General features: G+C 71.3%; 20 protein-coding genes. 4 read left to right on the top strand and 16 right to left on the bottom strand.

Annotation, left to right across the window (positions count from 1 at the left end):
- Window positions 1–50: 50 nt before the first annotated feature.
- From ACZ6B8_RS12055 to ACZ6B8_RS11980, 16 genes are all read right to left on the bottom strand, one after another.
- Window positions 51–1,481, bottom strand: a complete 1,431-nt coding sequence (locus ACZ6B8_RS12055; RefSeq protein WP_471607133.1) for an aspartate aminotransferase family protein — start codon at window positions 1,479–1,481, stop codon at window positions 51–53.
- Window positions 1,478–3,388, bottom strand: a complete 1,911-nt coding sequence (gene dxs, locus ACZ6B8_RS12050) for a 1-deoxy-D-xylulose-5-phosphate synthase (RefSeq protein ID WP_471607132.1) — start codon at window positions 3,386–3,388, stop codon at window positions 1,478–1,480. Before dxs ends, ACZ6B8_RS12055 begins: the two co-directional genes overlap by 4 nt.
- Before the next feature lie 84 nt (window positions 3,389–3,472).
- Window positions 3,473–4,495: an adenosyl-hopene transferase HpnH gene (hpnH, locus tag ACZ6B8_RS12045; protein ID WP_471072430.1), complete on the bottom strand. Its 1,023-nt coding sequence runs from the start codon at window positions 4,493–4,495 to the stop codon at window positions 3,473–3,475.
- A 5-nt stretch (window positions 4,496–4,500) separates the two neighbouring features.
- On the bottom strand, window positions 4,501–5,154 hold the full coding sequence (locus ACZ6B8_RS12040) for a phosphorylase family protein (RefSeq protein WP_471607131.1): 654 nt from the start codon (window positions 5,152–5,154) through the stop codon (window positions 4,501–4,503).
- Window positions 5,154–7,160 (bottom strand): squalene--hopene cyclase, encoded by a 2,007-nt coding sequence (gene shc / locus ACZ6B8_RS12035; RefSeq protein ID WP_471607130.1) that lies wholly within the window; start codon window positions 7,158–7,160, stop codon window positions 5,154–5,156. Before shc ends, ACZ6B8_RS12040 begins: the two co-directional genes overlap by 1 nt.
- A gap of 132 nt (window positions 7,161–7,292) precedes the next feature.
- Window positions 7,293–8,426: a polyprenyl synthetase family protein gene (locus ACZ6B8_RS12030; RefSeq protein ID WP_471072439.1), complete on the bottom strand. Its 1,134-nt coding sequence runs from the start codon at window positions 8,424–8,426 to the stop codon at window positions 7,293–7,295.
- Entirely contained in the window at window positions 8,423–9,832 is a 1,410-nt protein-coding gene (hpnE, locus tag ACZ6B8_RS12025; protein ID WP_471607204.1) for a hydroxysqualene dehydroxylase HpnE, read from the bottom strand. The genes ACZ6B8_RS12030 and hpnE overlap by 4 nt, the downstream gene beginning before the upstream one ends.
- A 124-nt stretch (window positions 9,833–9,956) precedes the next feature.
- A complete protein-coding gene (gene hpnD / locus ACZ6B8_RS12020) occupies window positions 9,957–10,907 on the bottom strand; it encodes a presqualene diphosphate synthase HpnD (protein ID WP_471607129.1) in 951 nt (316 codons plus the stop codon).
- Window positions 10,904–11,803: a squalene synthase HpnC gene (gene hpnC, locus ACZ6B8_RS12015; protein ID WP_471607128.1), complete on the bottom strand. Its 900-nt coding sequence runs from the start codon at window positions 11,801–11,803 to the stop codon at window positions 10,904–10,906. The genes hpnD and hpnC overlap by 4 nt, the downstream gene beginning before the upstream one ends.
- Before the next feature lie 348 nt (window positions 11,804–12,151).
- Window positions 12,152–12,904, bottom strand: coding sequence for an ABC transporter ATP-binding protein (locus ACZ6B8_RS12010; RefSeq protein WP_471073515.1), 753 nt, complete (start codon window positions 12,902–12,904; stop codon window positions 12,152–12,154).
- A 52-nt stretch (window positions 12,905–12,956) separates the two neighbouring features.
- The gene (locus ACZ6B8_RS12005) at window positions 12,957–13,895 is read right to left on the bottom strand and encodes an ABC transporter permease (RefSeq protein ID WP_362361074.1); all 939 of its coding nucleotides are present in this window, start codon (window positions 13,893–13,895) and stop codon (window positions 12,957–12,959) included.
- 94 nt (window positions 13,896–13,989) lie between these two features.
- Window positions 13,990–14,862, bottom strand: coding sequence for a glycosyltransferase family 2 protein (locus tag ACZ6B8_RS12000; protein ID WP_471607203.1), 873 nt, complete (start codon window positions 14,860–14,862; stop codon window positions 13,990–13,992).
- A 26-nt stretch (window positions 14,863–14,888) separates the two neighbouring features.
- Window positions 14,889–15,668, bottom strand: a complete 780-nt coding sequence (locus ACZ6B8_RS11995) for a CDP-alcohol phosphatidyltransferase family protein (protein ID WP_471072450.1) — start codon at window positions 15,666–15,668, stop codon at window positions 14,889–14,891.
- Window positions 15,646–16,710 carry an iron-containing alcohol dehydrogenase family protein gene (locus ACZ6B8_RS11990; RefSeq protein WP_471072453.1) on the bottom strand — a complete coding sequence of 355 codons (1,065 nt, stop codon included), beginning with the start codon at window positions 16,708–16,710 and terminating at the stop codon, window positions 15,646–15,648. Before ACZ6B8_RS11990 ends, ACZ6B8_RS11995 begins: the two co-directional genes overlap by 23 nt.
- On the bottom strand, window positions 16,698–17,435 hold the full coding sequence (locus ACZ6B8_RS11985; RefSeq protein ID WP_471072456.1) for a phosphocholine cytidylyltransferase family protein: 738 nt from the start codon (window positions 17,433–17,435) through the stop codon (window positions 16,698–16,700). The genes ACZ6B8_RS11990 and ACZ6B8_RS11985 overlap by 13 nt, the downstream gene beginning before the upstream one ends.
- Window positions 17,432–19,231 (bottom strand): DUF5941 domain-containing protein, encoded by a 1,800-nt coding sequence (locus ACZ6B8_RS11980; RefSeq protein ID WP_471607202.1) that lies wholly within the window; start codon window positions 19,229–19,231, stop codon window positions 17,432–17,434. Before ACZ6B8_RS11980 ends, ACZ6B8_RS11985 begins: the two co-directional genes overlap by 4 nt.
- 310 nt (window positions 19,232–19,541) lie before the next feature.
- Here ACZ6B8_RS11980 and galE point away from each other — a divergent pair, with 310 nt between their 5' ends.
- The 4 genes from galE (at window position 19,542) to idi (ending at window position 23,851) form a co-directional block, all read left to right on the top strand.
- A complete protein-coding gene (gene galE / locus ACZ6B8_RS11975; RefSeq protein ID WP_471072459.1) occupies window positions 19,542–20,525 on the top strand; it encodes a UDP-glucose 4-epimerase GalE in 984 nt (327 codons plus the stop codon).
- Between the two features lie 177 nt (window positions 20,526–20,702).
- The gene (locus tag ACZ6B8_RS11970) at window positions 20,703–21,641 is read left to right on the top strand and encodes a cation diffusion facilitator family transporter (RefSeq protein ID WP_471073524.1); all 939 of its coding nucleotides are present in this window, start codon (window positions 20,703–20,705) and stop codon (window positions 21,639–21,641) included.
- Window positions 21,642–21,854: 213 nt separating this feature from the next.
- Window positions 21,855–23,111, top strand: a complete 1,257-nt coding sequence (locus ACZ6B8_RS11965; protein WP_471607127.1) for a GNAT family N-acetyltransferase — start codon at window positions 21,855–21,857, stop codon at window positions 23,109–23,111.
- A gap of 146 nt (window positions 23,112–23,257) precedes the next feature.
- A complete protein-coding gene (gene idi / locus ACZ6B8_RS11960; protein ID WP_471072465.1) occupies window positions 23,258–23,851 on the top strand; it encodes an isopentenyl-diphosphate Delta-isomerase in 594 nt (197 codons plus the stop codon).
- Window position 23,852: the final 1 nt, after the last annotated feature.

The following is a 23,852-nucleotide window of genomic DNA, read 5'->3' as shown; positions in this document are numbered from 1 at the left end:
CGAGAGGCAAAATCTTCGCTTCGTCGCCCTCGAACGGGCCGTTCCCGACGTCAGCGGTTCGCGACCGCCTGCTTCACCAGCGTCTTGCCGAAGTCCCACATCAGCCCGCCGCCGCTGTGCGCGTCGTCCATCACCTCGGTGAACGCCGCCACGAAGCGGTCCACCTCCCGCTCCCCCACGGTCAGCGGCGGGATGAGCTTGATGACCTCCAGATGGTCCCCGGAGACCTGGGTGAGGATGCGGTGCTTCTGCAGCAGCGGCACGACGACCATCTGCGCGAAGAGACCCTTGCGGGCGGCCTGCAGCATCGTCCAACGCCCGCGCAGCTTCAGCGACTTGGGCCGCCCGAACTCGATGCCCACCATCAGCCCGCGACCGCGCACCTCGCTCAGCAGCTCGTAGCGGTCCACGAGGGCGGCCAGCCGCGACCTGAGCAGTTCGCCCGTGACCCGGGCGTTCTCGACGATCTTCTCGTCCTCCATGACGGACAGGACCGCGAGCCCGGCCGCCATGGCCTGCGCGTTCGAGCCGAAGCTCGCCGAGTGCACCAGGACCCGGTCCATGGACGAGTAGACCTTCTTGAAGATCCAGTCCTTGCCGAGCGTGGCGCCCACCGGCACATAGCCGCCCGAGAGCGCCTTGGCGACACAGACCAGATCGGGCTCGACCCCGGCCTCGTGCTGGTACGCGTAGAAGTCGCCGGTCCTGCCGAGCCCCGTCTGCACCTCGTCGGCGATCAGCAGCGCCTTGTGGCGGCGCAGCAACTCCTGGGCGGCGAGCAGGTATCCGGGCGGCGTCCCGTGGACGCCCTTGCCCTGGATCGGCTCGACGATCAGTCCGGCGACGTCACCCTTCTTCAACTCCCGGCGCAGCGCGTCGAGATCGCCGAGCGGAATCGCGGTGTCGGGCAGCAGCGGCGCGAAGCCGTCCCGGAACCCGTCCTCGCCGTTGACGGAGAGGGATCCGGTGGTCAGCCCGTGGAAGGCGTGGCCGCAGTAGAGCACCCGCGGCTTCCCGGTCGCGTACCGCGCGAACTTCAGCGCCGTCTCGACGGCCTCCGTGCCGCTGTTGCCGAAGAACACCCGGTCCAGGTGCGGGCTGTGCGTGAGCAGCCGCTCGGCGAGCAGGCCGGGCAGCGGCTGGCAGTCGAAGCGGGTCAGGTCGGCGAGCGAGGCGTCGAGGACGTCGTGCAGCGCCTTGCGGACGACGGGGTGGTGCCGGCCGAGGCCCATCACGCCGAAGCCCGCGAGCATGTCGAGGTAGTCGTTGCCCTCCGCGTCCCAGAAGTACGCGCCCTCGGCCCGTTCGTAGACCTTGTCGAAGCCGATGGTGTGCAGCATGCGCGGCAGCTGGTGGTTGAGGTGCCGGGCGTGCAGCTCGTACCGCTCGGCGCCACGCTCGGCGAGGAGCCTGCCGAGGTCGAACCCCTTGCCGCCGGATGTCTTCGCGCGGGCGGGCGCGTCGTCGAACTCCGTGGTCATACGCTGTGCTCCTTGCCTGAACCCTGCTCCGGTAGGCCCTCCTTGGCCGCGAGCGTGGCGCCGATCCGCCCGGCGATCTCCACCGGGGTGAGCCCGAGATCGGCGAGGACCTCGCCCCGCTTGGCGTGCGCGAGGAACTGCTCGGGGATCCCGAACCGCCGTACCGGCACGTCCACTTCGGCGTCGCCGAGGGCCAGCGCGACCGCCGAGCCGACCCCGCCGGAGCGGCTGTTGTCCTCGACGACCGCCACCACCCGGTGCCGGGCGGCGAGCCCGGGCAGCTCGGCGTCGACCGGCTTGACCCAACGCGGGTCGACGACGGTGCAGCGCAGCCCGCGTGCCCGCAGGAGCTCGGCGGCCTGCAGACAGACCGGCGCCATCACCCCGACGGCGACGAACAGCACGTCCGGATCGGCGTCCTGACTCAGGACGTCCATGCCGCCCAGCCGGTCCACGGCCGGGATCGAGGGCCCCACCGACTCCTTGGGGAACCGCAGCAGCGTCGGCGCGTCGTCGACGGCCACCGCCTCCCGCAGCTGCACCCGCAGCTGGTCGGCGTCGCGCGGCGCGGCGATCCGCAGCCCCGGCACGACCTGCAGGATCGACATGTCCCACATGCCGTTGTGCGAGGCCCCGTCGACGCCGGTGACCCCGGCCCGGTCGAGCACGAAGGTGACCCCGCACCGGTGCAGCGCCACGTCCATCAGGAGCTGGTCGAAGGCGCGGTTGAGGAAGGTGGCGTAGACGGCGACCACGGGGTGGAGGCCGCCCGTGGCGAGTCCGGCGGCGGAGACCGCGGCGTGCTGCTCGGCGATGCCGACGTCCCAGACCCGGTCGGGGTGGGCCGCGGCGAACTTCGTCAGGCCGACCGGACCCAGCATGGCGGCCGTGATGGCGACGATGTCCTCGCGCTCGGCCCCGATGCGGGCGATCTCGTCCCCGAACACCGAGGTCCACGAGGGCGCGTCGGCCGGCGTGAGCGGCTCGCAGGTGAGCGGGTTCATGATGCCGACGGTGTGGAAGCGGTCCGCCTCGTCGGCGAGCGCGGGTTCGTAGCCCCGGCCCTTCTCGGTCAGACAGTGGACGAGCACAGGACCGTGGAAGCGTTTCGCACGGCGCAGCGCCGACTCGACGGCGCCGATGTCGTGCCCGTCGATCGGCCCGACGTACTTGAGTCCCAGGTCCTCGAACATGCCCTGCGGCGCGAAAGCGTCCTTGAACCCCTTCTTGGCGCCGTGCAGCGACTCGTACAGCGGCCGCCCGATGACCGGGGTGCGCTGGAGGACGTCCTTGCCCCAGGCGAGCACCTGCTCGTAGCCGTCCGTCGTCCTGAGGGTGGCCAAGTGGTTGGCGAGGCCGCCGATGGTCGGGGCGTAGGAGCGCTCGTTGTCGTTCACCACGATGATCAGCGGCCGGTCCTTCGCCGCCGCGATGTTGTTGAGCGCCTCCCAGGCCATGCCCCCGGTGAGGGCGCCGTCCCCGATGACCGCGACGACGTGCCCCCGCTCGCCGAGCACCTGACGCGCCTTGGCGAGGCCGTCCGCCCAGCCGAGCGCCGTGGAGGCGTGGCTGTTCTCGACGACGTCGTGCTCGGACTCCGCGCGCGAGGGGTAGCCCGAGAGGCCGCCCTTGCCGCGCAGCTTGGAGAAGTCCTGCCGCCCGGTGAGCAGCTTGTGCACATAGCTCTGGTGGCCGGTGTCCCACACGATGCGGTCGACGGGCGACTCGAAGACCCGGTGGAGGGCGACGGAGAGTTCCACCACCCCCAGATTGGGCCCGAGGTGGCCGCCCGTCCTGGCGACCGCGTGCACCAGGAACTCCCGGACCTCCCCCGCCAGTTCGCCCAGTTCGGTCCCGGAAAGCTTCTTCAGGTCCCGCGGCCCCCGGATGGTTTCGAGAATGGTCATGCTCGGGCCCCCTCTCTGGTTCTCTCAGCTCACGGTGATGGGGGGCACCCCTCACGGGGTGCCCGCCTCCGCCCGTTCATGACGTCATCCGCGGTTCCCCGAGACCGTTTCGCGGGCCGCTCGGATGGACTCCTTGAGGGAGCCCATGGTGGCGAGGACGGCGGTCGGTTCGTAACCGCAGTGCGCCATGCAGTTGGCGCAGCGCGGGTCCTTGCCGCGGCCGTACTTGCTCCAGTCGGTCTCCTCGATGAGCTGGCGGTACGTGGGGACGTAGCCGTCGCTCATCAGGTAGCAGGGGCGCTGCCAGCCGAAGAGCGAGTAGTTGGGGATCGCCCACGCCGTGCACGGGAAGTCCGCCTTGCCCTCCAGGAAGTCCAGGAAGAGCGGCGAGTGGTTGAGCCGCCAGCGGCGCCGGTTGCCGCCCGCGAAGGCCTTCTTGAAGAGTTCTCGGGTCTGGTCGACGCCGAGGAAGTGCTCCTGGTCGGGCGCCTTCTCGTAGGCGTAGGCGGGCGAGAGCATCATCTCGTCGACCTGGAGGTCGTCGTTGAGGAAGTTCAGGACCTCGATGATGGTCTGCGGGGTGTCGGTGTTGAAGAAGGTCGAGTTGGTGGTGACCCGGAAGCCGCGCCGCTTGGCCTCCTTGATCGCTTCCACCGCCTCGTCGAACACGCCCTCCTTCGCGACCGACTCGTCGTGCCGCTCACGCATGCCGTCGATGTGCACGGCGAACGCGAAGTACGGCGAGGGCGTGAACTTCTCGATCTTCTTGCGCAACAGCATGGCGTTGGTGCAGAGGAAGACGTACTTCTTCTTCGCCACCAACTGCCGGACGATCTCATCGATCTGAGGGTGCATCAGTGGCTCGCCGCCGGCGATGGACACCATCGGGGCACCTGATTCGAGGACGGCGCCCACTGCCTGGGCCACCGGCATGCGCTGCTTGAGCACACCGGCCGGGTGCTGGATCTTTCCGCAGCCCTCGCACGCGAGATTGCACGCGAAGAGCGGCTCCAACTCGACGATCAGTGGAAACTTGTCACGCTTGCGGAGCTTCTGTTCAAAGAGATACGTCGCGACCTTGATGGTCTGGCGCAGCGGCATGGCCATCTGGCTCACCTCCGGGGGAGCAAAGAAGAACGGTGCCATTCGAAAAATGCGGGGAGCACGGCACGAAGAACGCGGAAGGCTGATATTCCACCGCGGACCGTGCCGATGCGGACGAGTTCGTGCTGAGGGGCATCCACGACCACCCGGACGGCCGCAACGGGCCGCTGCCCGGCGCGTACGGCGCTGTGCAGGGTCGCCGCGGACTCCATGTCCACCGCGACCGCGCCGGTGGCCAGGAGGTCGCCGCGCTCCTGGCCCCGGACGACGTGGTCGGAACCGGTGAGCGGGCCGGTGTGCACGGCGCGTCCGGGCAGGGCCCGCACCAGCTCATCGACCAGCAGCCCGGTTCCCGTACAGGGCGTGCTGCCGCGCGCGTCCCTGGTCTCCTCGGCGACGACCAGGTCGCCGGGGTGCATACCGGGGGCGAGTCCGGCGCAGAAGCCGGTGGCCAGGACGGCCGCGTCGCGCAGGGTTTCCTTGCCGAGCGCGCCGCTGACGGCCCGCTCGGCGTTCTTGGGGCCCATGCCGGTGCGCAGCACCGACATGGTCGCGGGCGCGCCGCTGCGGTCGCCGGTGCGCAGGGCGATGCGTTCGATGCCGAGCGCGCAGGCGATCAGCAGCGGCACGGGGCCCGGCCGCGTGGCCGGGGTCCGGTCCATCAGCTGCCCTTGCCGGCGGGTGCGCCGGAGCCCGGTGCGAAGGGCTCTCCGTTGACGTACCTGCCGAGGGCGGTGAGCGGGAACACCTGCCGGTACAGGTGGTAGTTGATCGAGAAGTCCCACGGGAAGCCGGTGCCGGTGAAGTACGGCTCGTCCCAGGAGCCGTCCGCCCGCTGTTCCTCGGCGAGCCAGGCGACGCCCCGCTCCACCGACGTGGCCTCCCGCTCGCCCGCGGAGAGCAGCGCGAGCAGCGCCCACGCGGTCTGCGACGCCGTCGACGTGCCGTGCCCGACCCAGCCCCGCTCACGGTAGGAGCGCAGGTCCTCGCCCCAGCCGCCGTCGTCGTTCTGCACCGACTTCACCCAGCTCACCGCGCGCCGGATCGCCGGGTGCGAGGCGGGCAGGCCGGCCGTGACGAGGGCGGGCACCACCGACCCCGTGCCGTAGATGTAGTTGACGCCCCAGCGCCCGAACCAGGCGCCGCAGGGCTCCTGTTCGGCCAGCAGCCACTCGATGCCGCGCCGGGTGCGCGGGTCGTGGGACCTGCCCTCGACGGCGAGCATCTCCACCACGTGCCCGGTGACGTCGGCCGACGGCGGGTCGATGACCTCACCGAAGTCGCAGAACGGCAGCCGGTTGGGGAAGGGGCTGGTGTTGTCGACGTCGAAGGCGCCCCAGGCACCGTTCTTCGACTGCATGCCGAGGTTCCAGCGCACCCCGCGCTCGATGGCGTTCTCCAGGCGGGCCTTGTCCGGGTGCGCGACCCGGCGCAGCGCGAGGGCCACCTCGGCGGTGTCGTCGATGTCGGGGTAGTTGTCGTTGTGGAACTCGAACGCCCAGCCGCCCGGCGTCAGCCCGGGCCTGCGCACCGACCAGTCCCCCGGCCGCACGATCTGCTCGCCGAGCATCCAGTCCGCGGCCTTGACCAACTGCGGGTGGTCCGGGGGCACTCCGGCGTCCGCGAGCGCGATGGTCGCCAGGCAGGTGTCCCACACCGGCGACTGACAGGCCTCGATCATGCGGGCGCCGTCCTCGCGCCACACGGCGAACCGGTCGAGCGAGGCGAGGCCCGCCTTCAGGACGGGGTGGTCCAGGTCGTAGCCGAGCAGGTGCAGCGCGATGACGGAGTAGACGGCGGGCGGCTGGATCCCGCCCCAGCAGCCGTCGTTCTCCTGCCGCTCGATGATCCAGCGCGCGGCGCTGTTCATCGCTGCCTTGCGCAGCCGGCGCGGCGCGACCTTGTGGTAGACGTGCAGCGCCTTGTCGAGCCGCTGGAAGACGCCGTCCCAACTGGCCACGGGAGCGAGGGGCTTGGCGGGGTTCGGGTCGCGCGCGTCGGTGTGCAGCTCGTCCAGCGCGAAGGGCGCGGGGCGCACCGGCCGCTTCGCGGAGACGATGGTGAGAGGCACTATCGTCTGCCGGGCCCAGCAGCCGAAGTCGTAGATGTTGAGCGGGACCCACGTGGGGAAGTAGATGAGCTCCGGCGGGAGTTCGGGCAGGTCGTCCCACTTCCACCAGCCGAAGAGCGCGAGCCAGATCCGGGTGAAGACCCGGGCGGAGGCGATGCCGCCCTGTTCCCGGACCCATGCGGAGGCCTTCGCCATGTGCGGCTCGTCGGGCCGGTCGCCGGCCAGGCGCAGCGCGACGTACGCCTCGATGGTGGTGGAGAGTTCACCGGGCCCGCCGAAGAAGGTGGCCCAGGTGCCGTCGTCGCGCTGCTCGCCGCGGATGAAGAGCGCGGCGGCGCGCGTGGTCGGCTCGTCCCTGATGCCGAGGAACTGGCGGAGCAGGAGATCCTCGGCGTCCATGGTCACATTGGTCTCGAGGTCGCCCTTCCACCAACCCTCGGCGTCCTGCCGGGAGAGCAGGAACTGGGTGGATCGGTGCATGGCGCGCACGGCGGCCTCGTGGGGGCCCGTCGTCGTGGCCGTGGCGTCGGCGGGCCGGCTGGCCGAGGCTGCGCGGGGCGTGGCCGCTCCGGTGCTTCCGTCGGTCGTCGCTGTCATGGCTTCCCCTTCGTGCAGTGCGGTGGCTACGTCTGCTGTGGGTCCGCCGTCGGCCGGCGCTGGGCGCCGGCCGGCGACTGCCTGGGTCCGGGGGTCACCCCCCGGAGGTCCCGGATATCCGCGCAATAATGATCATCTCTCTCGTACGACGACGAAGTCGGCGAGCGCGACGAGCTGGGCCCGCACCCGCTCCGGCATCCGCACGCCGTCGAGCGCCTCGATGGCGATGGCGTGCTGACGCCGGGCCTCCTTGGCGGTCCACTCGCGGCCGCCGGCCTCCTCGATCAGCGCGGCGCGCGCGGCGAACTCCTCCTCGGAGAAGTTCTCGAACTCGCTGCTCTTGGCGTCGGCGGCGAGCAGTTCGCCGAGCCGCTCGGACGCGGGGCCGCCCTCGGCGAGCGCGGCCACCACGGGCAGCGACTTCTTGCGCTGCCGCAGGTCGCTCCAGGTCTGCTTGCCGGTGGCCTCCGGGTCGCCCCAGATGCCGAGCAGGTCGTCCACGGCCTGGAAGGCGAGGCCGAGGTGGTAGCCGTACTTCTCCAGGGTGTCCGCGGTGTGGTCGTCCGCCCCGCCGAGGACGGCGCCGATGGAGACCGCGCAGGCGAGCAGGGCGCCGGTCTTCTTGCCCTCCATCTCCAGGCACTCCTCGACGGTGACCCGGTCGCGGTGCTCGTAGCTGATGTCCTGCGCCTGGCCGTCGATCAGGGCGCGGGTGGCGGTGGTCAGGCGGCGGGTGGCGCGGCCCGCCTCGACGGTGCCGAGCTCCAGGAGGATCTCGTTGGCGAGCGCGAAGAGGGCGTCGCCGACGAGGATGGCCTGCGCGGGGCCGTGCACCTTCCACACGGTGTCGCGGTGGCGGCGCTGCTCGTCGCCGTCCATGAGGTCGTCGTGCAGCAGCGAGAAGTTGTGCACGAGCTCGACGGCGACCGCTCCGGGGACGCCGACCTCGGGACGCGCGCCGGCGGCCTCGGCGGAGAGCAGGGCGAGCGCGGGACGCACGGCCTTGCCGCCGTCGCCGTCGGAGGGGTTGCCCTCGGCGTCGATCCAGCCGAAGTGGTAGGCGGCGACGGTGTCCATGGGCGGCGCGAGACGGTCCACCGCGGCCCGCAGCACCGGGGTGGCCAGCGTCCTTCCTTGTTCGAGGGTTGAGGTCACGTCCACCGTGTCGGCAGCCGTTTTCTCGGCCGAGGGCACAGTCGGCACAGTTTCTCCTCTTGTTCCGGTGCTGGTTCTCTGGGGACCTGACCCCAGAAGGTCGAGCTTCACGCCGCCGCCTCCTCGAACGCGAAGAGATGGTCACGGGGGCGGTCGAGGGTGGAGAGGGCGGCCCCGGCCGCGCTGACGCCGCTGCGTACGGCGCTCTCCATGGTCGCGGGCCACCCGGTGGCGGTCCACGCGCCCGCGAGGTACAGGCCGCGGGCCTTGGTGCGGGCACCGGGGCGGAGCCTGCCGACGCCGGGGGTGGGCGCGAACGTCGCCGTGCGCTCGCGGGTGACGAAGAAGTCCCGCACCTCGGCGCCGTGCGCGGCGGGCAGCAGCCGCTCCAGCTCCGGCAGATAGCGCTCGCGCAGGGCGGCGACGGGCGCGTCGATCTCGTCGTGGGCGACCGACTGGGAGAGCGCCAGATACTGCCCCTCGGTCAGGCCGGACGCCTCCGTCCGGTCGAAGACCCACTGGACGGGGGTGCCGAGCGCGGCGAAGAACGGCCGCTTCAGCACCTTCCGGTCGTACACGACGTGGATGTTGAGGATCGGCGCGGTGTCGATGTCGAGCAGCCGGTCGGGCTGGTCGAGCGCGCCGTCCGGCAGGAGGTCGTGCGTCTCGGCCTGCGGCACGGCGAGCACGACGGTGTCGGCCTCGATGCTCTCGCCGGGAACCTCGACGCGCCAACCGCCGTTGTCCGTACGGGAGATGGAGGTGACGCGTGTCCTCAGTTCGGTACGGACTCCCGCGCCGTCGAGCGCCTTGCGGGCCAGCTTGTCGTGCAGATCACCGAGGGGCACCCGGGCCCAGCCGATGTCGGCGGCGCCCGGTTCGGAGAGCAGCCCGGTCTTGAACACCATCGCGGCGAGCCCGAGCGAGGCGTCGCCCGCGACGGCGTTGAGCGTCGCGACACCGACGAGGTCCCACAGGGCCTCGATGGCGCGCGGCGACTGACCGTGCCGGGCCAGCCAGCTGCCGAAGTCCTGGCCGTCGAGGACGGGATCGGCCGGGTCGAGCCCCTTGAGGGCGAGCGCCGCGCGGCCCACCTGGGCGCGCTCGGCGAGCGACAGATGCGGATACGTGGCGAGGCTCGCCGCCAGATGCAGCGGCACCGGCAGCGCGGTGCGCCGCAGCCGCCCGAGGCGGTTGTGGTCGGCATCGAGCACGGGCACGTCGAGACGTTCCTGCAGCGGTGCGAGGCGCGCGCCCTCGATGCGGTCGAGGAACCACCGGTAGGCGGTGCAGCAGCGCAGGTAGACGTGCTGGCCGTTGTCGACGGTCAGCGCGCCGCGCTGGAAGGAGAACGCGAGCCCGCCGAGCCGCGGCCGCCCTTCGAGCAGCGTCACGCGCAGGCCCGCGTCGGCGAGCGCGAGCGCGGCGGTGATGCCGGCGAGCCCGCCGCCGACCACTACGGCGGCCGCCCCTCCGGGGCGGCCTTCGACGTCTTTCTCTCGCCCTTCGGGCTGCATGTCCTCGCTCTTCACGCACCCACCCCTTCGGCCGTTTCAGTCTGGGACGCGGCCCCGGAGCGGAGGGTTGCCCGCCGCTTTGCGAACGTTGTCCCAGCCGCCCCACGATCACTCCGGACGCGCATCACACACGCCTCCGGACGGTCTGCCGTGACACGTTCCGCGCGTCGAGCCCGGACAGTCCGCGCACGGCGACGTACGCCTTCTCGTGGCCCGGCAGCGAGACCCGGCCGCGCAGGACCGCCTCGGGATCCCGCTCGATGCGGTCGAGCAGCCTGCGGTAGATGCCGGCCATGGCCGCGACACAGGCGCCGCTGCGCCGGTCCAGCATGGGCAGCAGCCGGTAGCCCTCGGCGAACAGGGCCCGCGCGCGCCGCACCTCGAAGTGGACCAGGCCGGCGAAGTCGGATCCGGCGGGCGGCTCGGAGCCGGAGAACCCGGCGGAGCAGCCGAACTTGGCGAGGTCGTCGGCGGGCAGATAGGTCCGCCCGTCCTGGGCGTCCTCGCGAACGTCCCGGAGAATGTTGGTGAGTTGGAGCGCGAGACCGAGCGTGTCGGCGTACTCGGGCGCGCGCTCGGCGTGGAGCGCCCCGCGCTCGGTGCCGAACACGCCGAGCGAGAGCCGTCCGATGGCCCCCGCCACACAGCGGCAGTAGACCTTCAGGTCCTCCCACGTCTCGTACGTCCCGCCGCGCACGTCCATGAGGACGCCGTCGATGAGTTCGTCGAGCCCGTCCATCGGGATGGGGAAGTGGGTGGCCGCGTGCGCGAGGGCGACCGCCACCGGGTCGGTGTCGTCCTCCTGCACGTCGCCCGCGCGGATCCGGGCGACCAGGGCCCGGGTGTCGTCGAGCCGGTCCGCCTTGACCTCCGGCGCGAGCGCGCCGTCGCCGATGTCGTCCACCCGCCGCGAGAGGGCGTAGAGCGCGGACATGGCCCGCCGCTTCGGCGTCGGCAGCAGCCTGATGCCGTACGCGAAGTTGCGCGCCTGCTGTCCGGTCACGGCCTCGCAGTAGCTGTACGCGGCGAGCACCGACGCGGACACGCGCGGATCCGACTCCACGGCCCGGCTCACCCCTCTCCTCGCAGCACTGCACCCGCCTCGCGCAGCATGCGCGGCTTGGTGGGTCTGGGCGGTCCTGGCAGTACGTCGTACCCCGCGGCGACGATCGCCCGGACCGCCGCCCTCCCCCCGGCCACGAACCCGGCCAGCAGCAGCTTCAGCCTGCCGTGGACGCTACCCACCAGGGGGGTGCCTTCATTCAGGAGATCGCGGGCGCGTTCCGCCTCGTACGCGACCAGGGCGCGCACCGACGCGCCCGCCGTCGGCCGGGACAGATCTGACTCACTCACGTGGAACCGCTTCATGTCCTCAACCGGCAGATAGATGCGGCCGCGCCGCAGGTCTTCGGCGACGTCCTGGATGTGTTCGACGATCTGCAGTCCGGTGCAGACGGCGTCCGAGCGGCGGACGCGCTCGGGGGTCTCGGTGCCGGTGACGGCCAGGACGAGACGGCCGATCGGGTTGGCGGAGAGCGCGCAGTACGCCACGAGGTCGTCGAAGGTCTCGTAGCGCGTGACGACCTGGTCCTGGCGGTTGGCCTCGATCAGGCCGAGGAACGGCGTGATCGTCAGGGTCCCGCGCTCGACGGCCGGCCGCAGCGCCGCCACCAGGGGGTGGCCGGCGCCGGCGCCGGCGAAGACCTGGTTCAGGTCGGCCTCGACGGCGTCCAGGAGGGTGCCCGGGTCGCGGGCGCCGGCGTCGTCGAGGCCGAGGTGGCGAGCGTGCGCGGAGCCGGGTGCGAGGTCACCGTCGCCGATGTCGTCGATGAGCCGGACGACTCCGTAGACGGCCATCAGGTCCTCGCGCCAGGCCCGGGGCAGGAAGAAGGGAGCCACCGGGAAGTTCTCGTCCGCGGCCTTGTCGAGGACGGCGGATGCATCGCGGAGCCGGAGATCATCCGTAGCCATTGCCGTCACATCTCCCGTTCTACACTGCCGACCCAATACATCCTATTTCGGACACGCCGCCCAGCACTCTCCGTGGCGGACCGTGCTCCGGGCCGGGGCGCCCGAGCGATATCGCCCCACTTGCCGCGAATCAGCACCGCTACAGCTTACGTTGTACAACCCCTCCCGCATCGTCGGGGTGTTCCGCGCATCACAACAACACACCGATTGGCGTCAATCTTCCCTGGGTGCCCATGAGTTGAGTGACCGGGGTGGCGCAGGGGACACCATGTCACGACAGTGCCCCGCCGGATCGCTCCTGGCGGGGCACTGCTGCCGAACGGGTGCACGCCCGATGGCGCAAACGGACTACTTGCCCGTGAACTTCTCGTACTCCTTTATGACCTCGTCGGTCGGGCCGTCCATGCGCAGCTCGCCGCGCTCCAGCCACAGCACGCGGTCACAGGTGTCGCGGATCGACTTGTTGTTGTGGCTGACCAGGAAGACCGTGCCGGCCTCCTTGCGCAGCTCGCGGATGCGGGCCTCGGAGCGCTTCTGGAACTTGCGGTCACCGGTGGCCAGCGCCTCGTCGATCATCAGGACGTCGTGGTCCTTGGCGGCCGCGATGGAGAACCGCAGACGGGCCGCCATGCCGGACGAGTAGGTGCGCATCGGAAGGGTGATGAAGTCACCCTTCTCGTTGATGCCGGAGAAGTCGACGATGTCCTGGTAGCGCTCCCGGATCTGCTCGCGCGACATGCCCATGGCGAGACCGCCGAGGATGACGTTGCGCTCACCCGTCAGGTCGTTCATCAGGGCCGCGTTGACGCCGAGCAGCGAGGGCTGGCCGTCGGTGTAGACCTTGCCCTGCTCGGCGGGGAGCAGCCCGGCGATGGCGCGCAGCAGGGTGGACTTGCCGGAGCCGTTGGACCCGATGAGGCCGATGGCCTCGCCGCGGTAGGCGGTGAAGCTGACGCCGCGCACGGCGTGCACCTTGCGCACGCCGCGCTCCTCGCCGCGCCGGAGGATCCGGCTCAGCGCGGAGGTGGCGCTGCCCTTGCCCGTCTTCGCGCCGTTGACGCGGTAGACGATGTGCAGCTCGTCGGCGATGACGGTGGGGATGTGCCCCTTGCCGGCGTTCTTGCCGAGCTCCTGCCGAGTTCCCGTGTTGTCGTCAGCCACGGCCGTAGCGCTCCTCAGCCTTCCAGAAGTACACGAAACCGACCGCGCCGAGCAGCACGGCCCAGCCGACGGCGAACGCCCACACGTGCGGCGGCAGGTAGGAGGATCCGTAGTCGTCGATCATGGCGAACCGGATGAGGTCCATGTAGATCGAGGCGGGGTTCCACTGGAGCACGTCGCCGACCCAGCCGGGCACGCTCTCCTTGTCCGCGAGCATCGCGGGGATGCTGAACATGACGCCCGACGCGTACATCCAGGTGCGCATCACGAACGGCATCAGCTGGGCGAGGTCGGGGGTCTTGCTGCCCATCCGCGCGAAGATCAGCGCGAGACCGGTGTTGAAGACGAACTGCAGGACCAGCGCCGGCAGCACCAGGAGCCAGGACAGGGCCGGCAGGATCCCGAACGCCAGCATGATCACGACGAGCACGATCATCGAGAAGAGCAGCTGCTGGAGCTGTTGCAGCGCGAAGGAGATCGGCAGCGAGGCCCGCGGGAAGTGCAGCGCCCTGACCAGGCCGAGGTTTCCGGAGATCGCCCGCACGCCCGCCATCACCGAGCTCTGCGTGAACGTGAAGACGAAGACACCCGTCACCAGGAACGGCACGTAGATCTCGTGCGGGATGCCCCTCCTGGCGCCGAGGAGCAGTCCGAAGATGAAGAAGTAGACGGCCGCGTTCAGCAGCGGCGTCGCCACCTGCCAGAGCTGCCCCAGCTTGGCCTGGCTGTACTGGGCGGTCAGCTTCGCCTGGGAGAAGGCGAGGATGAAGTGGCGCCGTCCCCAGAGCTGGCGGACGTACTCGAAAAGTCCGGGCCGGGCGCCGCTGACGGTCAGACCGTACTTGGCGGCGAGGTCGGCCCGGGAGAGCCCGTCATCGGGCGACGGGGTCGCGGTCACCGCGACCCCGCCGTCATGCGTTGTCTCACTCACGAGTGGAAACTTTCGTCTTCAGATGCGCAGCCGGTCGGGCGTAGGCGTGGGCCAGGGACCGGGGTATGGCCCGATGCTCTCAGACCCGAGCTTGTCAGATGACAGGAGGTCGGCCCAGTCGGGTCAGCCGCCACACGGTACGCCACCTCATGGGTGTGCGAGGCCCGCAGGGCGTCGTCCAGCCCTCCTTGAAGCCGCCGAACCAAGCCTTCAGGGCCGGGCCCGAGGGGCGCCGGGCGAGGGTGAGCAGCATCCAGACGCCGAGGTAGACCGGGACCAGCGGCGCGGGGAGGTTGCGACGGGCCAGCCAGACGCGGTTGCGGGCCACCATGCGGTGGTAGACCGCGTGCCGCGAGGGGGCCGTCGTCGGGTGGAAGAGGACCATGTCGGAGCGGTAGTCGATCATCCAGCCGGCGTTCAGCGCGCGCCAGGCGAGGTCGGTCTCCTCGTGCGCGTAGAAGAACTCGCCGGGCAGGCCGCCGACCTCGGCGAGGACCTTCGTACGGACGGCGTTGGCGCCGCCGAGGAAGGTCGTCACGCGCGAGGAGCGCATCGGGTCCGAGGCCCGCAGCCGCGGCACATGCCGCCGCTGGGTCTCCCCCGTGTCCGGGTCCGCGATGCGGAAGCTGATGATGCCGAGCTCCGGGTCGGCGGCGAACGCCGCACGGCACAGCTGCGCCGTGTCCATGTTCGCCAGCAGGCCGTCGTCGTCCAGGAAGAGCAGGATGTCGACGTCGGTGCCGCCGGGGCCGAAGGCCTCGATGCCGACGTTGCGGCCGCCGGGGATGCCGAGGTTCTCGGGCAGTTCGACGGTGCGGACGCCGGCGGGGACCTCGGGCACGGGGGCGCCGTTGCCGACCACGACCACCTCGACCGGGTCGCCGTCCTGCTTGGCGACCGAGTCGAGGAGGGCGCGCAGTTCCTGCGGCCGGTTGCCCATCGTGATGATGACGGCGCCGACCTTCAGCTGCTCTGCCGGGGTGCTCGGGGTGCTCACTTCAACCTGCTCGATACGAGGATGGACACGAGGTGGAGCAGGGTCTGCAGCAGCGCGATGCCCGCGAGCACGGCGACGCCCAGACGCGAGAAGAACAGGTCGCCCCTGGCCTGGTCGACGACGGCGATGACGAGGATCAGCAGGGACGCCTCGACACCGAGGATCAGCCGGTGGAACTTGAGCGCGGCGGCGGCCCGGCGGGCCAGCGCCATGCCCGAGGAGCGCGGCTCGGCCGCGGACTCCTTCACCGGCTCCTTGCCCGTCTGGTGCCGGGCGACGCCGACGAGGTCGGTCTCGGCCTTGATCAGGATCGCGCCGAGCGCGGCCAGCGTACCGAGGAAGGCCCACAGCCAGTCGATGCGGCCCGAGCCCCAGATGTCGGCGGCGCGCAGCCCGAAGCCGACCAGGACCGCGGCGTCGCACAGATAGGCGGCGACCCGGTCCAGGTAGACCCCGGCCATCGAGTACTGCTTCTTCCAGCGGGCGATCTCACCGTCGACGCAGTCGAGCAGCAGATAGAGCTGGACCGCGAGCACGCCGAGCACGGCGCCCGTGATCCCCGGCACCAGGAGGGCCGGGGCGGCGAGGGCGCCGGCCACGGTCATCACGTAGGTCAGCTGGTTGGGCGTGACCTTCGTGTTCACCAGGTGCCGGTCGATGCGCAGGGAGACCTCGCGCATGTAGAGCCGGCCGGCCCAGTGTTCGCCGCTCCGCCGGTCCTTCACCCCCGGGGGGTGAACAACCGGGCGGAGCTCAGCTACCGATGGCTTTTGCATAGTCGGCGTATGCGTCCCTGATCTGGTCGGTGGACAGGTCGAGGTGTTCGAGGATCGTGTAGCGGCCCGGGCGGGTCTGCGGAGCGAACTCCACGACCTTCACGAACTCCTCCACGGTGAAGCCGATCTCCTCCGGCAGCACGGGCAGGCCGTGGCGGCGCAGCACCGAGGCCATGAACACCGACTCCTCGTGCGCACCGCGCAGGTGCATCGCGAAGGCCGCGCCCAGGCCGCACTGCTCGCCGTGGCTCGCGGCGCGCTTGGGGTAGAGGAGGTCGAAGGCGTGGTTGATCTCGTGGCAGGCGCCGGACGCCGGGCGGGAGTCGCCCGACACGGACATCGCGATGCCGGTGAGGACCAGCCCCTCGGCCAGGACCTGGAGGAACGCGTCGTCGCCGACACCGCCGGGGTGGCGGAGCACGGCCTCGCCGGCCTGGCGGGCCATGGCGGCCGCGAGGCCGTCGATGTCCTCGCCGCGCTCGCGGGCGGCGAGCTCCCAGTCCCGGATCGCGGAGATGTTGGACAGGGCGTCGCCGATGCCGGAGCGGACGAAGCGGACGGGCGCCTCACGGATCACATCGAGGTCGATGACGACCGCGATGGGGTTCGGCACACCGTACGAGCCGCGTCCCGCGTCGTTGTCGAGCGTCGCGACCGGCGAGCAGAGGCCGTCGTGCGACAGGTTCGTCGCGACGGCGACCAGCGGCAGGCCGACGCGCGCCGCGGCGAACTTGGCGCAGTCGATGATCTTGCCGCCGCCGAGGCCGACGACGGCGTCGTAGCGGCCCTTCTTCATGGCGTCGGCGAGCTTGATGGCGTCGTCGAGGGTGCCGCCGCCCACCTCGAACCATTCGGCGCCGGGCAGCGACGGCATCAGCCGGTCCCGCAGGACCGCGCCGGAGCCGCCGCTGATGGCGATGGCGAGCTTGCCGGTCGACGAGCAGATCCGCTGGTCGGCGAGGACCCCGGCCAGGTCGTTGAGCGCCCCCGGCCGGATGTCGACGACGACCGGCGAGGGGATGAGCCTCGTCAGTACTGGCACGCGATCTCCCGGCCCTTGGCGAGGTCGTCGTGGTTGTCGATCTCGACCCACTTGACGTCGCCGATCGGGGCCACGTCCACCGTGAAGCCGCGGTTGACGAGCTCCTGGTAGCCGTCCTCGTAGTAGAGGTCGGGGTCGCGCTCGAAGGTGGTCTTCAGCGCGTCGGCGAGCTCGTCGGCGGCCGAGCCCTCGATGAGGGTGACGCCGATGTACTCGCCGGTGGCCTCGGAGGGGTCCATCAGCTTGGTGATGCGCTGCACGCCCTTGGCGTCGTCGACGATGACCTTCATCTCCTCGTCGGCGAGCTGCTTCACCGTGTCGAGGGCGAGGATGATCTTCTGGCCGTTGCCGCGGGCGGCGAGCAGCGTCTTCTCGACGGAGACCGGGTGCACGGTGTCGCCGTTGGCGAGGATCACGTCGTGCTTGATGGCGTCACGGCCGCACCACAGGGAGTAGGCGTTGTTCCACTCCTCGGCCTTGTCGTTGTCGATCAGGGTCAGCTTGAGGCCGTACTTCGCCTCGAGCGCCGCCTTGCGCTCGTAGACGGCCTCCTTCTTGTAACCGACGATGATCGCGACCTCGGTCAGACCGATCTCGGCGAAGTTGCCCAGCGTCAGGTCGAGGATGGTGGTCTCACCGTCGACCGGCACCAGGGCCTTCGGCAGGGTGTCGGTGTAGGGGCGAAGACGCCGTCCGGCGCCGGCCGCCAGCACGAGGCCGATCATGCGGGTTCTCCTTCATCGTGTACGGCGGGTGCGCCGACTTTGTGGGCGGTCACCCAGAAGCGGATGCTCTCGACGAGCACCACGAGTGCCACGGCCACGGCGAGTGCCGTGAGCGCGACGGTGAAATCTGTGGCGGGCAGCAGGGCCGCGGCCAGCGCGACCACGAGGGTCCTGCCGTCCTGGCCGCCGATCGTGCGCACCAGCCAGCGCGGGGGCGCGCCGGTGCCGCCCTTGATGCGGTACACCGTGTCGTAGTGATGGTAGGCGACCGCGGCCACGAGCCCGAAAGCTGCCGGAAGCGCTCCGTTCACATCGGCGTCGGCCGCGAGGACCAGGATCGTGCCGTACTCGGCCGCGCGGAAGAACGGCGGGACCAGCCAGTCGAGGGGGGCCTTGAGGGGCCGGGACAGCGCGAGGCCGCTCAGGACGACGTGGAGCACGGCCGCGACGACGACCCACGGGCTGCCGTAAGAGGTGAAGGCGCTCACCGCCACGACCGCGGCACCGCCGACGAAGGCGATGACGGGTGCGGGGAGCGGCCATCCGCGCTTCAGGGCGGCGAAGGAGCCGGCCAGCGGGCCGTTGTCGGCGAGGTCGGCGAGGGCGAGCGCGGCCCGGTCGGTGCGGGTGGCCTTGCGGGTCACCGAGCGCAGGACGCGTCCCGCGGTGGTGTAGCAGGCGGCGAGCGCACAGCCGACGATCAGGACAACGAGCGTGATGCGGGGGGTGGTGACGGCGGTGAGCACCGCGATCATCGCCCAGCGCTCGCCGATCGGCAGCACGATCATCCGGCGCAGCCAGACCGTCCACCCGACGCTGTCGAGCTTGTCGGAGAGGGCGGCGGTGGGGCTGGTGTTGGCGGTGGCGTCGTGATTCGCCTCGTTGAAGGAGAAGTCGACGACGTGCCGGCAGGTCTGGAGCACCATCGCGCCGAGCGCGAGCGCCCAGACGTCGTCGCCGCCGCGGGCCGCGCCGAGGGCGAGGCCGGCGTAGTACGCGTACTCCTTGGCCCGGTCGAAGGTCGCGTCGAGCCAGGCGCCGAGCGTCGAGTACTGCAGGGAGTAGCGGGCGAGCTGCCCGTCCGTGCAGTCCAGGACGAAGGAGACGAGGAGCAGCACGCCGGCCGCGACGAAGCCGACGCGGGTGCCGGTCGCCGCGCAGCCCGCCGCGATCAGCGCGGTGAGCAGCGAGGCGGTGGTGACCTGGTTCGGGGTCAGCCCCCGGCGGGCGCACCAGCGGGCGATGTAGCGCGAGTAGGGGGAGATGCAGTACGTGGTGAAGAAGCCGTCCCGCGACTTGACCGCGGTGCGCAGGCGGACCGCCTCGTCGTCGACGGCGGCGACGGCCTGGCGGGCCTCGTTCCTGGACTGCGGGTCGCTCGGCACGGTGGCGACGAGGGTGCCGAGGTCGGGGCGGTGCACGTCGGTGGCGCCGGACTCCATGGCGGCGGCGATGTCGTCCGGGAGCGCGTCGAGCGTGACGACGGTACCCGCGGTGCCGGCGCTCGCGCGCAGGGCGCGGGTCAGCTCGGAGCGGGCCTCCGGCTTGGCCGTGACGGCGCCGGGCACGGCGCAGGCGGCGAAGCGGGGATCGGTGAGGGCCAGGCGCAGCGCGTGGACGTGGCCGACGAAGCGCGCGTCGACGAGGGCGACCCGCTGGTCACCGGGGACGGCGGCGAGCAGCGTCTCGGCGTCCGCCGCGTCGGAGGCGACCCGCACGTCGAAGCCCAGGGACCGCAGATCACCTTCGAGCGGCGACCCGGGGACCGGCTGACCGGTGAGGATGGCGGTCGACAGACGAACTCACTCCTTGAGTACCGGCGCGGCTCGCGCCGGGCACATGCGTAAGGGGAGCGCCCCTGGCCACAGCGGCCGGGCGGCACGTCGGCAGAGGCTATCGGATGATGGGAAGCGGGCGTTCATCACCCGTTCACGCCCCGCTCAGAGCGGCCTGCGAGGGCCTCGGCCTTCGCGATCATCATGGTGGATGGGGGGCCGCGGCCACAAACCGCGCCCGTACGGTGCCCGGCTTGCCCGCATAGCGCCCGTCTGTACCGGCACACCGGGCCCGCCGGGTCGGGCGGGGGTTCGCTTAGGGTGGGCGCCCATGACATGGCTGATCACAGGCGGAGCGGGTTACATCGGGGCACATGTGGCGCGGGTCATGGCCGGTGCCGGGGAGGACGTCGTCGTCCTGGACGACATCTCGTCGGGGGTGCCGCAGCGGCTGCCCGCGGACGTGCCCCTGGTGAAGGGCTCCGCACTGGACGGGGAACTGCTGCGCCGGGTCTTCGCCGAATACGGCGTCTCCGGGGTGGTGCATCTCGCGGCCCGCAAGCAGGTCGGGGAGTCGGTGGAGCAGCCGCTGCGCTACTACCGGGAGAACGTGGGCGGCCTGACGACGCTCCTCGAGGCGGTCGCCGAGGCGGGCATCAAGCGGTTCGTCTTCTCCTCGTCGGCCGCGGTGTACGGCGACCCGCCGGACGCGGAGCTCGTGCCGGAGGACGCCCCCTGCGTCCCGGTCAGCCCGTACGGCGAGACGAAGCTCGCCGGTGAGTGGCTGGTGCGGGCGGCCGGGCGGGCGCACGGCATCGGGACGGTGTGCCTGCGCTACTTCAACGTGGCGGGCGCCGCGTCGCCGGAGCTCGCGGACACCGGGGTCTTCAACGTGATCCCGATGGTCTTCGACCGGCTGCGGCGCGGCGAGGCACCGCGCATCTTCGGCGACACCCACCCGACGCCGGACGGGACCTGCGTGCGTGACTACGTCCATGTATCCGACCTGGCCGAGGCCCACTTGGCTGCGGCGCGCCGGCTCGCGGGCGGCGCCGAGGGCGATCTGACGGTGAACATCGGCCGGGGGCGCGGCGTTTCCGTACGCGAACTCGTCACCCTCATCGGCGAGGTGAGCGGGGACACCCGTCCCGCACGCGTCGAACCGGCCCGGGCCGGCGACTCCCCGCGCGCGGTGGCCGACGCCCGGCTGGCCGCCGAGGAGCTCGGCTGGACGGCCCGGCGCGGGGTGCGCGAGATGGTCGAGTCGGCCTGGCGGGGATGGTGCCTGCACCACCCCGACGCGCGCCGCGGCTGATCGTCCGGGCGCCCTGACCTGCACCCCTCCCCTTCCCGGCAATCATTGCCATTTTCGCAGGTCAGGGGAATGACAACGGTGTTCAGTGCCGCGTTGCCAGATACCCCCCGCCCGTAGTTCACTGTGGTCCGCGACCAGCGGACGGCAGAACCGATGACCGACTCGGGAGGCGGCTCCATGGGGGCTGGGCACGATCACGGACACACGCACGGGCCACCGGCCACGGGGACGGCGGCCCACGCCTACAAGGGGCGGCTGCGCATCGCCCTCGCCATCACGATCACGGTCATGCTGGCCCAGATCGTGGGCGGTGTCCTCGCGGACTCACTGGCGCTCGTCGCGGACGCGACACACATGGCCACGGACGCTCTGGGGCTCGGCATGGCCCTGCTCGCGATCCACTTCGCCAACCGGCCGCCCACCGAGAACCGCACCTTCGGCTACGCCCGCGCCGAGATCCTCGCGGCGCTCGCCAACTGTCTGCTGCTGCTCGGCGTCGGCGGCTACGTGCTGTACGAGGCGGTGCAGCGGTTCATCACGCCCGCGCAGACGGAGGGCAGCCTCGCCGTCTACTTCGGCGTCTTCGGTCTCGTCGCCAACATGATCTCGCTGTCGCTGCTGATGCGCGGGCAGCAGGACAGCCTCAATGTGCGTGGTGCCTTCCTGGAGGTCGTCGCGGACACCCTCGGCTCCGTCACCGTCATCATCGCGGCGGGCGTGATCATGCTCACCGGGTGGCAGGCCGCGGACCCGATCGCCTCGCTGGTCATCGGCTTCATGATCGTCCCGCGTACGGTCAAGCTCCTCAAGGAGACGTTGAACGTACTCCTGGAGTCGGCGCCCAAGGGGGTCGACATGGCGGAGGTACGGGCCCACATACTCGACCTGCCGGGCGTCGAGGAGGTCCACGACCTGCACGCCTGGACCATCACCTCGGGCATGCCGGTGCTCTCCGCGCACGTCGTGGTGAGCTCCTCCACCCTCGACTCGATCGGCCACGAGAAGATGCTCCACGAGTTGCAGGGCTGCCTCGGCGACCACTTCGACGTCGAGCACTGCACCTTCCAGCTCGAACCGAGCGGCCACGCGGAGCACGAGGCCAGGCTCTGTCACTGACGGTGTTATCGTGGCCCGAGTTCCTGAGTCCTGTGGAGGTGGGTTGATGACTGTCGCGAGCGGTGCCGTACTGCGCGGCGACACGTGCATCCCCACTCTCCGGGCGCGCGTCTGACCTCTCGTTCAGCTCACGTACAACGCGTACACCACACGTACACCGCGTACATCACGCGTACGACGGGTCCGCGGGTCCTTCACTCAAGGATTTCCACGGTGACCGACCACACCTCGCTCCACCACGCCTTCTTCGCCCTGCACCACGGGCTGCCCCGGCAGGGGCCCGGCTCCGACGCCACCTCGCGGCGGCTGCTCTCCCTCGCGAGCCCGCTGCCCGAGCGGCCCCGCGTCCTCGACCTGGGCTGCGGCCCCGGCAGGTCCGCGCTCCTCCTCGACGCCGAGGCCGGCGCCGAGGTGACGGCCGTCGATCTGCACGAGCCGTTCCTCGACGAACTCCGATCCGGCGCGCAGGCCCGCGGGCTCGCCGGATCGATCACCGCCGTCCACGCCGACATGGCCCAACTCCCCTACCAGGACGGCTCGTTCGACCTGATCTGGGCCGAGAGCTCGGCCTACGCCATCGGCTTCGACACCGCGCTGCGCGGCTGGCGACGGCTGCTCGCACCCGGCGGCGCGCTCGTCCTCACCGAGTGCGAGTGGACCGCCGCCGAGCCGTCCGCGCCGGCCCGCGCCTTCTGGGACCGGCACTACACGCTGCGGACCGGTGCGGAGAACATCCGGGCCGCCACGGCCGCCGGGTACTCCGTGCTCGGCACGTACCGGCAGCCCGAGTCCGACTGGGACGAGTACTACGGACCGCTGGGTGCCCGCGCGGACGCGGCGGACCCGGACACCCCCGGCATGGCCGAGGCGCTGGCCGCCACCCGCGAGGAGATCGCGATGCGGCGCGCGCACGGCACGGAGTACGGCTACACCGGCTATGTGCTGCGGCCTGCGGACTCCTGGCCGACCCGGCCGGAGACCGACTCCGACGTCGCCGCGGTGCACGCCGTGCACGCCGCCGCCTTCGGGAAGGAGGCGGAGGCCGACCTCGTCGACGCGTTGCGCGCGGACCCCGGAGCCTGGCTGCCGGGCCTGTCGTTCGTCGCCGAGGCGCCCGACGGTTCGGTGGCCGCGCACGCGCTGCTCACCCGCTGCCGGGTGGGCGGTGCGCCCGCGCTGGCGCTCGCGCCCGTCGCCGTGCTCCCCGCCCATCAGCGCACCGGGGCGGGCTCGGCGGTCGTGCGCGCGCTGCTCGACGCGGCGCGGGCGCGGGGCGAGCGGCTCGTCGTGGTGCTCGGGCACCCCTCGTACTATCCGCGCTTCGGTTTCGAGCCCGCTTCCGTGTACGGGATCCGACCGGCTTTCGAGGTGCCCGACGAGGCGATGATGGCGCTCGCACTGAACGGATCCGACGATTCCGCCGGGTTGCCGCGGGGCACGATCAAGTATCCGGCCGCCTTCGGCGTCTGAACGCTTGACCGGGCGCTCGCGTGCGAGCGCCCGGCGCGTGTCCCGTCCGCGCCCCGACGCGGCGGGACATGCGGGTCCCCGAAGTGCCGGGGGCGTCCGGAACGTACGGCAGACTTGGCACTCGAAGACCGAAGCGAAGGATGGGTATGCCGATCACACCTGCCACCGCGGCGAACAGCTCGTCGAACGGCACCGGAGAAGCGATCTTGCTGGAACTCGTCGACGAGGACGGCAGGACGATCGGCACAGCGGAGAAACTCTCCGCGCATCAGGCGCCCGGGCAGCTGCACCGGGCGTTCTCCGTCTTCCTCTTCGACGAACAGGGGCGGCTGCTGCTCCAGCAGCGCGCCCTCGGCAAGTACCACTCCCCCGGCGTCTGGTCGAACACCTGCTGCGGCCACCCCTACCCGGGCGAGGCACCGTTCGCGGCGGCCGCCCGGCGCACCTACGAGGAGCTGGGGGTCTCGCCCTCGCTGCTCGCCGAGGCGGGCACGGTGCGCTACAACCACCCCGACCCGGAGTCGGGGCTCGTGGAGCAGGAGTACAACCACCTGTTCGTCGGCATGGTGCAGTCCCCGCTGAGCCCGGACCCGGCCGAGATCGGCGGCACCGCGTTCGTGACGGCGGCGGAGCTGGCCGAGCGGCACGACCGGGACCCGTTCTCCGCGTGGTTCATGACCGTGCTCGACGCGGCGCGCCCCGCGATCAAGGAGCTGACCGGCCCGGCGGCGGGCTGGTAGC

The sequence above is a fragment of the Streptomyces sp. NPDC041122 genome (assembly GCF_055592445.1).
The sequence above is the reverse complement of the archived record's forward strand: the minus strand, read 5'-3'. Positions and strand labels throughout refer to the sequence as shown.

What these genes read in the sequence shown, in the direction of transcription:
- ACZ6B8_RS12055 (WP_471607133.1), bottom strand. Translation starts at nt 1,481, where the DNA reads ATGACCACGGAGTTCGACGACGCGCCCGCCCGCGCGAAGACATCCGGC.
- dxs (WP_471607132.1), bottom strand. Translation starts at nt 3,388, where the DNA reads ATGACCATTCTCGAAACCATCCGGGGGCCGCGGGACCTGAAGAAGCTT.
- hpnH (WP_471072430.1), bottom strand. Translation starts at nt 4,495, where the DNA reads ATGGCCATGCCGCTGCGCCAGACCATCAAGGTCGCGACGTATCTCTTT.
- ACZ6B8_RS12040 (WP_471607131.1), bottom strand. Translation starts at nt 5,154, where the DNA reads ATGGACCGGACCCCGGCCACGCGGCCGGGCCCCGTGCCGCTGCTGATC.
- shc (WP_471607130.1), bottom strand. Translation starts at nt 7,160, where the DNA reads ATGACAGCGACGACCGACGGAAGCACCGGAGCGGCCACGCCCCGCGCA.
- hpnE (WP_471607204.1), bottom strand. Translation starts at nt 9,832, where the DNA reads ATGCAGCCCGAAGGGCGAGAGAAAGACGTCGAAGGCCGCCCCGGAGGG.
- hpnC (WP_471607128.1), bottom strand. Translation starts at nt 11,803, where the DNA reads ATGGCTACGGATGATCTCCGGCTCCGCGATGCATCCGCCGTCCTCGAC.
- ACZ6B8_RS11995 (WP_471072450.1), bottom strand. Translation starts at nt 15,668, where the DNA reads ATGCAAAAGCCATCGGTAGCTGAGCTCCGCCCGGTTGTTCACCCCCCG.
- ACZ6B8_RS11985 (WP_471072456.1), bottom strand. Translation starts at nt 17,435, where the DNA reads ATGATCGGCCTCGTGCTGGCGGCCGGCGCCGGACGGCGTCTTCGCCCC.
- galE (WP_471072459.1), top strand. Translation starts at nt 19,542, where the DNA reads ATGACATGGCTGATCACAGGCGGAGCGGGTTACATCGGGGCACATGTG.
- ACZ6B8_RS11970 (WP_471073524.1), top strand. Translation starts at nt 20,703, where the DNA reads ATGGGGGCTGGGCACGATCACGGACACACGCACGGGCCACCGGCCACG.
- idi (WP_471072465.1), top strand. Translation starts at nt 23,258, where the DNA reads ATGCCGATCACACCTGCCACCGCGGCGAACAGCTCGTCGAACGGCACC.